Here is a 10033-nt window from a genome sequence, read left to right on the forward strand (position 1 = left end):
GTGCACGCCGGCGGCTTCGATGATGTCGATGTCCGACAGGATGCCTGACAGGATGAAGTTCTCCATGTGCAAGTAGCTGTAGTACTGCTTGTTCTTGCAGCCGTTCTTCTTGAGCGAGCTGGAGCAGGCGAGGTAGAGCGCCCAAGGCCGTAGCCCGGTCTTCCGCGTGACGTCCTTGGTGTGGTTCAGGTAGCGCATCCGCGCGCCACAGACGGCGCAACGGGCTATGCCTTGAAAAAGGTTAGCGTACTTCTTGCCCTTTCTCCCTGCGTGGTTTTCTCGACGAAGCCGGGTCTTATCTTGAATCAGCTCAAAGCTGTCCCTGTCGATGATAGCTGGGTAGTAGTTCTCAACTACTTCGGCTGCAGTTCTCTTGCCATTGACAGTCACTTCGGGGTGGTACTCCCCGATGACCGCACGGTTATGCAGCAGTTTGAAAATGTAGCTCTGGTGCCATACGGGCTTGCGCTTGTTCCACGGAGGGATGCCGTTTTCAGTCAGCAGGTCCGCTATTTTGCCCTGCCCCTTGCCCTCCAAATACCATTCGAAAATTCGCTTTACGATCTCGACGCGATCTGGAATCAGCTTGAACTTTCCGCCCTTGACCTTCATCCAGTGGGGGCACTGGCGGGTGACGGGGATTCCTTTCTTTGCTTTCGCGCGCTTTGTCTCCCAATTTGCGAGGGAGCGGACGGACTTCATGACACTCTCTTTATTCGAGCGCGACATGTCATTGAGCAGCTGCAGGAAATCATCGAAGTTGATTTCGCTGAAAATCTTGTCTTCGGAGATGATGCCGAGCAAAAGACCGTAGTCGAAAATGTTGAGTAAAAGCCGTATGGAGGGTTGAAGTTCGTCTCGCGACAGGCGGTCCACAGACTCGACAATCAAAAGCGTTCCCTTCTCGAGTGTCCCCTTTTGCGCGATCTTGAGGAACTCGGCCAATTCGCCATGTAAGGCATTCGAGCTGCGGAACGCGGACTTGCCGATGTCCTGGAGGTACTCGACAACCTCGTACCCGTGCCGACCAGCGAACTGCTGCGCGGATTCACGTTGCCGGCGTTCGCCGTCGCCAGCGGCTTGCGCTTGCGAGGAGAGGCGGATGTAAGCGTATGCCTTGACCATGGGGCGAGTGTCTGGTGCGGGCGTTTTGGGTCTCTTCATGCTGCCCATTATAGCGACCCGGACGGCAGGCAGCCAGGAAAATATTCAGGGTGCCAAAGGAAATCGGCAAGAGGCAAGGCTAATCATGACGGACGATTGTGGGAGTGGCAGGAAATAATTTTAATACATCCACTTACCCCGCCAGGGGGTATGCACCCCCTGGACCCGCATGTTTAGAAATGAATGCAATCGTCCGGCGTGAAAGTTCCGCATCGGGGAGCGCTCCGGCGGCTTTGCGCCGGAGCGCTGCCCGATGCCACAGGGAGTCCAGAGGGCCTCGTGCCCTCTGGCGGGGTCCAGGGGCAGGGCCCCTGGATTCTCTGCACTATCCCGCCGTGCGCCACTTGTCCACGGCGGACCAGAATTCCGGGCAGGCCGAAACCTGGTAGCGTTCGCCGAGCTTCAGGGAGCAGACCGCCTCGGGCAGGTGCAGGTCCAGGAGCACGGGCACGGATCCGGGGTGGCAGGCCAGCACGGCCTTGAGGGCATCCAGGCGTTCGGGCTCGCAGTGCTCCTCGCGCGCGGGGATGCGCGCGGGCTCGAAGCTTTGCGCCGCCACCTGGGACAAGAGCTTCACCGTGTCGGCCAGCATCTTGGACTCGCGCGGGCCTTCCTCCTCGCCCGGCTTGGTGCGCACGTCCACCTTGCCCTCGAAGATCAGCGGCTGGTCCTGGCCCAGCAACTCGCGGGACTCCAGATAGACATTGGAAAAGAGCGTGCACTCCCCCGTGCCGGTGAGGTCTTCCAGTTGCAGGAAGGCCATCTTATCGCCCTTTTTGTTGATGTATTCGCGCAAAGAAGTGACCAGTGCGGCCACGCGCACCATGGTGCCGCCCGGCAGCTCCTTGAGCTCGGCCAGATTGGTGAGGTTCAGGCGGCGCAGTTCGTGGCGGTAGCGCAAAAGCGGGTGGCTGGACAAAAAGAAGCCCAGGGCCTCCTTTTCCAACCGCATCTTCTCCTCGTCGCCCCATTCAGGCACGTCCTCGTCCACTGCGTAAGTCGGCGCGGCCTCGACCACGCCGGCCTTGGACTTGCCGCCCAGCATATCGAGCATGGATATCATGCCCTGGGCCTTTTCCTTGGCCTTTTTCTGGCCCACGCTCACCGCGCGCTCAAGGGCGGCCATGTGTCCGGCGCGGGTTCGGCCCAGGCAGTCCAGCGCTCCGGCCTTGATGAGCGCCTCCAGGGTGCGCTTGTTGATCTTGCGCAGGTTCACGCGCTCGCACAGGTCGTAGATGTCGCGGAAGGGGCCGTTCTCAAGGCGCTCGGCGACGATTTCGCCAACCGCGTCCTCGCCCACGCCCTTGATGCCCGCCAGGCCGAAGATGACCTTGCCCTCCAGCACCGAGAAGCGGCTCTCGCTCACGTTGACGTCGGGCGGCACCACCGGGATCTGCATTTCGCGGCAGGCGTTGATGTAGGTGAAGACCTTGTCGGTGTTGGCCAATTCCGAGCTGATGATGGAGGCCATGAACTCGACGGGATAGTGGGCCTTCAGGTACGCGGTGTAGTAGGAAATGAGGGCGTAGGCCGCGGAGTGGGACTTGTTGAACCCGTACTCGGCGAACTTCTCCATGAGGTCGAAGATTTCCTGCGCGGTTGCGTCGGCTATCTTGTTCTCGCGCGCGCCGACCATGAACTTCTGGCGCTCTTTGGCCATCTCCTCGGCTTTTTTCTTGCCCATGGCCCGGCGCAGCAGGTCCGCGCCGCCAAGGGTGTAGTTGGCGATGACCCGGGCGCAGCTCATGACCTGCTCCTGGTACACGATGACGCCGTAGGTGGGCTTCAGCGTTTCTTCCAGGGAGGGGTGCGGGTACGACACCTGGATTTGGCCGTGCTTACGCTTGATGAACTCGTCCACCATGCCGGAGCCCAGCGGGCCCGGGCGGTAGAGCGCCAGCATGGCGATGATGTCTTCGAAGCAGGTGGGCTTGAGCATGCGCAGGTACTTGCGCATGCCCGAGCTTTCCACCTGGAAGATGCCGTCGGTGTCGCCGGAGCAGAATATTTCGTAGGTGGCCGGGTCGTCCAGGGACAGGTTGTCCAGGTCCGGGGGCGTTTTGCCCGCGCGGATGATGATATCGAGGGCGTCCTCGACCACGGTCATGGTGCGCAGGCCCAGGAAGTCGAACTTGATGAGGCCGACCTTCTCCACCAGCTTCATGTCGTACTGGGTGACTATTTCACCCTCCTTCCCCTTATATAAAGGAAGGTAGTCCAGCATGGGCCGGTCGGAGATGACGATGCCCGCCGCGTGGGTGGAGGCGTGGCGCGCCAGGCCCTCCAGCCGTTTGGACACGTCGATGAGCTTCTCGATCTGCGGATTGCCAACGGTCATGGCCATGAGCTCAGGCTCTTTTTCCAGGGCCTTGTCGATGGTCATCTTCATTTCTTCGGGAATGAGCTTGGCGATGCGGTCCGTGTCGGCGAAGCTCATGCCCAGGGCGCGGCCCACGTCGCGCACTGCGGCCTTGGCCTTCATGGTGCCGAAGGTGGTGATCTGGGCCACGTGGTCGCGGCCATACTTGCCCGCCACATAGGCCACCACCTCCAGGCGGCGGCGTTCGCAGAAGTCCACGTCGATGTCCGGCATGCTGACGCGTTCGATGTTCAGGAAGCGCTCGAACAAGAGGTCGTAGGGCAGGGGGTCGATGTTGGTGATCTTGAGGGCCCAGGCCACCAGAGAACCGGCGGCAGAGCCGCGGCCCGGCCCGACCGGGATTTTCTGGTCCTTGGCCCAGTTGATGAAGTCCTGCACGATGAGGAAGTAGGCCGGGAAGCCCATCTCCTTGATGACGCCCAGTTCGTACTCCAGGCGCTCCCAGTAGGCGGGCTCGTCCACCTCGTAGGCGATGTTCTTGAGGCGCTTGGTGAGGCCCTCGCGCGACATGCGGTCGAACTCGGAGTCGATGCTCTGGCCTTCGGGCAGGTCGTAGAGCGGGAAGTGGGACTTGCCGAGATCCAGCTCCACGTTGCACTGCTCGGCGATTATTACCGTGTTGCTGATGGCCTCCGGGCAGTAGGCGAAGGCCGCCTCCATCTCTTCCATGGTCTTGAAGTACAGCTCGTTGGTGCCCATGCGCATGCGGTCTTTGTCCAGCACGGTGCGCTGGGTGCCGATGCACAGCAGAATATCGTGGGCCTCGGCGTCGTCCCTGGTGAGGTAGTGGCAGTCGTTGGTGGCCACCGGGGGCAGGCCGGTCTCCTTCATGACCTCAAGCAGCATCTCGTTGGCGCGGGTCTGTTCCGGGATGCCGTTCTCCTGCAGCTCCAGGTAGAAGCGGTCGGGGAAGATATCCGCGTATTCCCGCGCCATGGCGATGCCGGAGTCCAGGCCCTTGGTCAGAAGCGTGCGGTTGACCTCGCCCCCCAGGCAGGCGGACAGGGCGATGAGGCCCTCGGAGTACTGGCGCAGCAGATCCTTGTCCACGCGGGGCTTGTAGTGGAAGCCCGTGAGGTAGCCTTCGCTCACGAGCTTGATGAGATTCTGGTAGCCCACGCGGTTCTGGGCCAGCAGCACCAGGTGGTATGCGGCCTGGCGCGAGCTTGTGGCGTTTTTCTCGGTGCGCAGCCCCGGCGCCACGTAGACCTCGCAGCCGATGATGGGCCGGATGCCGGTCTCTATGGCCTTTTGCCGGAACACCAGGGCGCCGTGCATGTTGCCGTGGTCGGTCAAGGCCACGGCGGGCATGCCGAGGTCTTTGGCGCGGGAGCAGAGATCCTTGATGCGGATGGCTCCGTCCAGCAGGCTGTATTCGCTATGGCAGTGCAGATGCACGAAATCCGGCATGGCTAATCCCCTTTGCGCGCGGTGGCGAGTTTGTGTATACACCACCACGAAGGCCTTGGAAACGCTCTGGTTGGCTGAAAAATAATATCCATTAAATCAATGATGTGCGCCGCTGTGGCGCGGGTGCGGGGCGCTTGATGGTTGAGCGGTTGAAACGCAAGCTTTCGCGTCTGTCTTCCGTGGTGCCTGTGCTGGCTGGCGCGGTGGCCGTGTCTCTTTTGCTCGCCTTCCTGGCCTGGGTGGTCAAACCCTACCTTCCCCATGCGTTTGTGAACTTCGTGGCCGAACTGGCCAGCGAGGATTTTGAGACCAGGCGTCAGTCCATCAAGGCCTGGTTCGATTCCTGGGGCGCTGTGGCTGCCTGGGTATTCTTGGGCGTGCAGTTCCTGCAGGTTGTGGTGGCGCCCATTCCGGGCCAGTTCACAGGCATGTTGGGCGGGTTCGTTTTCGGCTTCTGGCGCGGGCTCTTGCTCAATGTCGTGGGCAACGCCATCGGATCGCTCTTCGCCATGCTGCTTACCCGCTTTTTCGGCGAGCGCGTCATGCGTCCCTTCGTGCCTCTGCATCTGCAGGAAAAGTTCGATGCCACAATCCATCGGGGCGGGCTGGCCAATTTCTTCATGCTCTTCCTTTTGCCCGGCACGCCCAAGGACGCCATCTGCTTCATGGCCGGGGTGACACGGCTGCCGCTGTGGAAGCTCATGGCGGCCAACACGCTGGGGCGTCTGCCCGGACTTATGGTGCTCACCTTCACCGGCGCTGCGGCCGATGCCGACCTGTTCACAGTCAAACTGGTGTTCGGGTTGGGTTTGGCCCTGGCTTTCGTGGTCTGGCTCTTCGACGAGGAGATCAAGGAGCGGCTGGGTCGGTTGGCCAGCTGACCCGCCGCGGTTGCGCTTGCGTACGGGCCTGGTGTACTGTCTTTACAAGCGTCCCGCCGCAGGCGGCAGAGCTCTCGCGTTTATTCCTCTGGCACAAGGAGTCCGCCCATGCGTAAAATGATGCTGGCAGTGTTGAGCCTTTTTCTGCTGGGGCTTTTGGCCGGTTGTTATGGGGTGCACAACGCCTCCAGCCCGAATCCCGCGCATTACGAGCAGGGCCTGGTGGACAAGTCCGCCGCCGTGGTTCGCAGCATGCGCGCCGATCCCTCCTTTCGGCAGATCGACGTGTATCTGAAGAACGCTCGCGGCGTGCTGGTGCTGCCTAGCGTCATCAAGGCCGGGTTCATCTATGGCGGCCAGGGCGGAAACGGCGTGCTGCTTGCGCGCGAGGCCGACGGCTCCTGGTCCTCCCCGGCTTTCTACACCTTGGGCGGCGGCAGCATCGGTCTGCAGATCGGCGTGCAGGAGGCAGCCATTGTGCTTGTGTTCATGAACGACAAGGCCTTCAAGTCCGCCATCGACACCGGCCTGACCCTGGGAGCGGACGCAACCGTGGCCGCCGGCACTGAGGGCCTCACGGGCGAGGTGGCCAGCACCCATGTGTTTAAGGATGTGTACTATTTTGCCGACGTGGGCGGCCTGTTCGCAGGCGTTTCCCTTGAGGGCGGTGTCATCCATGAGCGTGATGGCCTGAACAAGACCTACTATGGGCAGGCCCTTACACCCAGGCAGATCGTGCTGGAGCGCAAGGCCGACGTGCCCGACGCCAGGGGCCTCAAAGACGCGCTCACGACTTCGGCCAAGGGCAAGTAAGTGCGAATGACTTCAAGCGGCCAGCGGCGCGGGTTCTCCCGACTGCTGGCCGCATTTTTTCTTGCCGGGATCGTCTTTGGCCTTCTGGGCTGCGCGGCCCAGAAGCCGCCCGCTCCGTCTTTGCCGCCGCCCGCTCCGCCCACCGAGGTGCGCGACGTTCAGACCCTGCCCCAAGACGTGGCCGCCTATTTTGATCCCCAGGCTCTGGATCTGCCTTTCCTCTCGGTCAAGGTTCAAGAGCGGCAGGCCGCGCGCCTGCGCGAGCTCCACTTCGCGCCCTGGCGCCGCACCAAGCCCGCCCATGCCAAGGCCGACGCCCTGTGGGGGCTGGCGCACCTGAAGAACAACCGCCACTACGGTGAAAATCTGCGCCTTCTGGGGCCGGATTTTCGCGCCCGCATGGAGTCCCTGGTTCAGGCCGAGACATACCCCAACATGCTGCGCCCGGCCATGGCCACGGCCAACACTTCCTTGCGCGTGCTGCCTACGCAACGGCCCGGCTTCCTCAAGCCCGGCCTGCCCGGCGAGGGCTTTCCCTTTGACTACTGGCAGAATTCCGGGCTGCTTGCGGGCACTCCGCTTCTTGCCACCCACCTGAGCGCCGATGGCTCCTGGGTGCTGGTGGAGGGCCGCGTGGCTGCGGGCTGGGTGCCCGTGCGCGACATCGCCTTTGTGGACGAGGCCTTCATGGCCCAGTGGGAGGCCCTGCCTTTGGCCGCCATCACCCGCGAAGGCGCGCCCGTGGCCGCCAGTTTCGCCGATGAGGCCATCCCTGCGGCGCATCTTTTCGCCGGGCGCATCGGCATGCTTCTGCCATTGCTTGATAACGGCGCGAACGGCGCGACCCTGCTGGCCCCGGCGCGCGAGGCTTCTGGCCGGGCGCTCAGCCTGGCCGTGCGCCTCTCCCGCGATGACGCCGCGCCCATGCCCCTTGCGCCCACGCCGCGCAACTACGCGCGCCTGGCCAACCAGCTCATGGGTCAGCCTTATGGTTGGGGCGGCTACCTGGAGAACCGGGACTGCTCGGCGCTGCTTATGGACCTGTACGCGCCCTTCGGCGTCTTTTTGCCGCGCAACTCCCGCCAGCAGTCGCGCCAGGGCGAGTGGGTCCCCTTCAACGGACTTGCTCCGGAGGCCAAGGAGACCCTGATCCTTGAGCGCGGCGCGCCCCTCTTGACCCTGATCTACAAACCGGGGCACATAATGCTTTACCTGGGCCAGAAGGATGGCCGCGCCGTGATCCTGCACGACATCTGGGGCCTGCGCACCAAGACCGAACAGGGCGTCGAGGGCCGTTTCGTGGTGGGCCGCGTGGCCATCACCACCCTGACGCCGGGCACGGAGATCCCCGACGTGGTCCGCTCCGGCCTGCTGCTGCCCACCTTTGACGGTATGACCTTGGTGGCCCCGGACCGCTAGCCCGGCATCGGGCGTTCGCGCGCTTTCTCGATAGAACCGTTTCGCCCTATATAATAGGATAGGGAGGCATCCATGCCCATCAGCGCCACCCCCATGAATTTCGCTTTTGCCGGATCTGGTTCGGCGCGCAGCAATGGCCGCAGCGTGGCCGTCATCGGCGCAGGGCCTTCCGGCCTTGCCGCCGCTGGTTTTCTGGCCTGCATCGGCTACCAGGTGGATGTGTACGACAAGCTGCCTAAGCCCGGCGGGCTCATGGTCTTCGGCATCCCGGCGGAACGCATCCCGGCGGAGCGCATCGCCGACGGCGTGCACACCCTGTCCGAGCGCTACGGCGTGCGCTTTCACCCCGGCGCCAAGATCTGCGACCGCAGGCAGGCGGATGACACGGGCGATGAGCTGTCCACACGATGCATCGACCTGGACGAGCTGGTGCGCGGGCACGACGCCGTGATGCTCTGCACCGGGTCGTGGAAGCCGCGGAAGCTGAACGTGCCCGGCGAGGACTTGCAGGGCGTCTATTCCGGCCTGGCTTTTCTGTTTCCCATCCGCGCGGCCCAGTACCGCAAGGACGCCATGAGCGAGATCGACGTGGCGGGCAAGAACGTGGTGGTGGTCGGGGCCGGGTTCTCCGCCGTGGATGTGGCGCATGGAGCCTTGGGCCAGGGCGCGGCCCGCGTGAGCCTGGTTTATCGCCGCACCAGGAGGGAAGCCCCCTGCGGCACCCATGAAATCGAACAGTTCGAGGCCGCAGGCGGGCAGTGGCTGGAGCTGGTCACCCCCCTGCGCATCATTGAAGGGGAGGGCGAGGCGCGCGGGCAGGTGGCCGGCATCGAGTGCATCCAGTGCCGCCTGGGCGAGCCGGACGAGGACGGACGACGCAGCGCGGTGCCGGATTCCTGCGCCAAGGTGGTGCTTCCGGCGGACATCGTGGTTGCGGCCATCGGCGAAACCGCCGCTCCGCCTTTCGCCGAGCGCCTGGGCCTCGATTCCGTGCGCAAGAACGAGATCCACTGGCTGCAAATGACCCGCATGGACGGGGTGTTCGTGGCCGGAGACGCGCTGACCGGGCCGAGCAAAATCGGCAAAGCCGTTTACAGCGGCCTGCGCGCGGCCCAGTCCCTGTCGCGCTGGCTGACCCTCAAGGCCATGAGCCGTGAGGTGGACTACCGCGAGGAAGCGCCCATCCAGAAGCAAGACCTGCGCTAACTGCCGGGGGAGAGCATGACAGCCCACGAGAAGATTCTGTTCATCGACTACTCGCGCTGCATCGGCTGCGAGACCTGCGAATCGGCCTGCCGCTTCGTGCACGGGAACCCGCGCATCAACATGACGCGCACCGTGGGCGGCATCATGGCTCCGGTGTACTGCCGCCATTGCGAGTCCGCCGCTTGCGTGAAGAGCTGCCCGCGCGGGGCGCTTATGAAGTCCGCCGACGGCTCAGTGCTCCTGAACCCCGTGCTTTGCGCCGGGTGCGAGACCAAGAGCTGCATCCTGGCCTGCCCCTTTGGCGGGATCTTCTGCACCGGGCTGGACGACGCCGTGGCCAAGTGCGACCTGTGCAGCCATCGCCAAGCCATGGGCATGCCGCCCGCATGCGTGGAGCTGTGCCCTTGCGGAGCCGTGCACCACGTCACCCGCCAGGAGGCGGAGACGCTCTCCACCCCGGAGTATGAGGCGGCGCACAAGATGGTTATGGACCACGTGCGGCCCGTGCTCACCAGCCTGCCACGCAAGGATAAGAGCTAAGGTTGCTGCGCGCGCCGAATTATCGCAAACACCAACATGCTGTTATTGCATGGCTTTGTGTAAAGTGCATGATCTTTGGCCAGAAACGTGTTGACTCTTGGCAGCGGTTCCCCTAGAAACGCCCCTCGCCGCTTGAGACAGCCGGAAGGCGTTTGACCGGGCAGCGAGGGTTTTTTGAAAAGGTTGAAGAAAAGGGTTGACGAGAGGACGCGGTTCACCT

8 protein-coding genes are annotated in these 10033 nt (G+C 63.3%); 5 read left to right on the forward strand and 3 right to left on the reverse strand.

All coding sequences use genetic code 11. The features are described from left to right. A partial coding sequence (locus Q8O35_RS11635; protein WP_305573465.1) for a recombinase family protein occupies nucleotides 1-1173 on the reverse strand: 1173 nt, incomplete at its 3' end. Between the two features lie 316 nt (nucleotides 1174-1489). Then, nucleotides 1490-4954 carry a DNA polymerase III subunit alpha gene (gene dnaE, locus Q8O35_RS11640; RefSeq protein WP_305573467.1) on the reverse strand — a complete coding sequence of 1155 codons (3465 nt, stop codon included), beginning with the start codon at nucleotides 4952-4954 and terminating at the stop codon, nucleotides 1490-1492. 137 nt (nucleotides 4955-5091) lie between these two features. On the opposite strand from dnaE, the gene Q8O35_RS11645 reads away from it, so the two are divergent. From Q8O35_RS11645 to Q8O35_RS11665, 5 genes are all read left to right on the forward strand, one after another. Next, nucleotides 5092-5835 carry a TVP38/TMEM64 family protein gene (locus Q8O35_RS11645; RefSeq protein ID WP_305573469.1) on the forward strand — a complete coding sequence of 248 codons (744 nt, stop codon included), beginning with the start codon at nucleotides 5092-5094 and terminating at the stop codon, nucleotides 5833-5835. 108 nt (nucleotides 5836-5943) lie between these two features. Then, nucleotides 5944-6648, forward strand: coding sequence for a lipid-binding SYLF domain-containing protein (locus tag Q8O35_RS11650; protein WP_305573471.1), 705 nt, complete (start codon nucleotides 5944-5946; stop codon nucleotides 6646-6648). A 6-nt stretch (nucleotides 6649-6654) separates the two neighbouring features. Beyond that, entirely contained in the window at nucleotides 6655-8067 is a 1413-nt protein-coding gene (locus Q8O35_RS11655; RefSeq protein ID WP_305573480.1) for an NlpC/P60 family N-terminal domain-containing protein, read from the forward strand. A 72-nt stretch (nucleotides 8068-8139) separates the two neighbouring features. Beyond that, the gene (locus Q8O35_RS11660; protein ID WP_305573473.1) at nucleotides 8140-9273 is read left to right on the forward strand and encodes an FAD-dependent oxidoreductase; all 1134 of its coding nucleotides are present in this window, start codon (nucleotides 8140-8142) and stop codon (nucleotides 9271-9273) included. Between the two features lie 15 nt (nucleotides 9274-9288). Further along, nucleotides 9289-9813, forward strand: coding sequence for a 4Fe-4S dicluster domain-containing protein (locus tag Q8O35_RS11665; RefSeq protein WP_305573475.1), 525 nt, complete (start codon nucleotides 9289-9291; stop codon nucleotides 9811-9813). On the opposite strand, the gene Q8O35_RS11670 is transcribed toward Q8O35_RS11665, so the two are convergent. Beyond that, a partial coding sequence (locus tag Q8O35_RS11670) for a hypothetical protein (RefSeq protein ID WP_305573477.1) occupies nucleotides 9810-10033 on the reverse strand: 224 nt, incomplete at its 5' end. The genes Q8O35_RS11665 and Q8O35_RS11670 overlap by 4 nt on opposite strands.

The organism is Humidesulfovibrio sp., from assembly GCF_030689645.1.
Taxonomy (GTDB): domain Bacteria; phylum Desulfobacterota; class Desulfovibrionia; order Desulfovibrionales; family Desulfovibrionaceae; genus Humidesulfovibrio.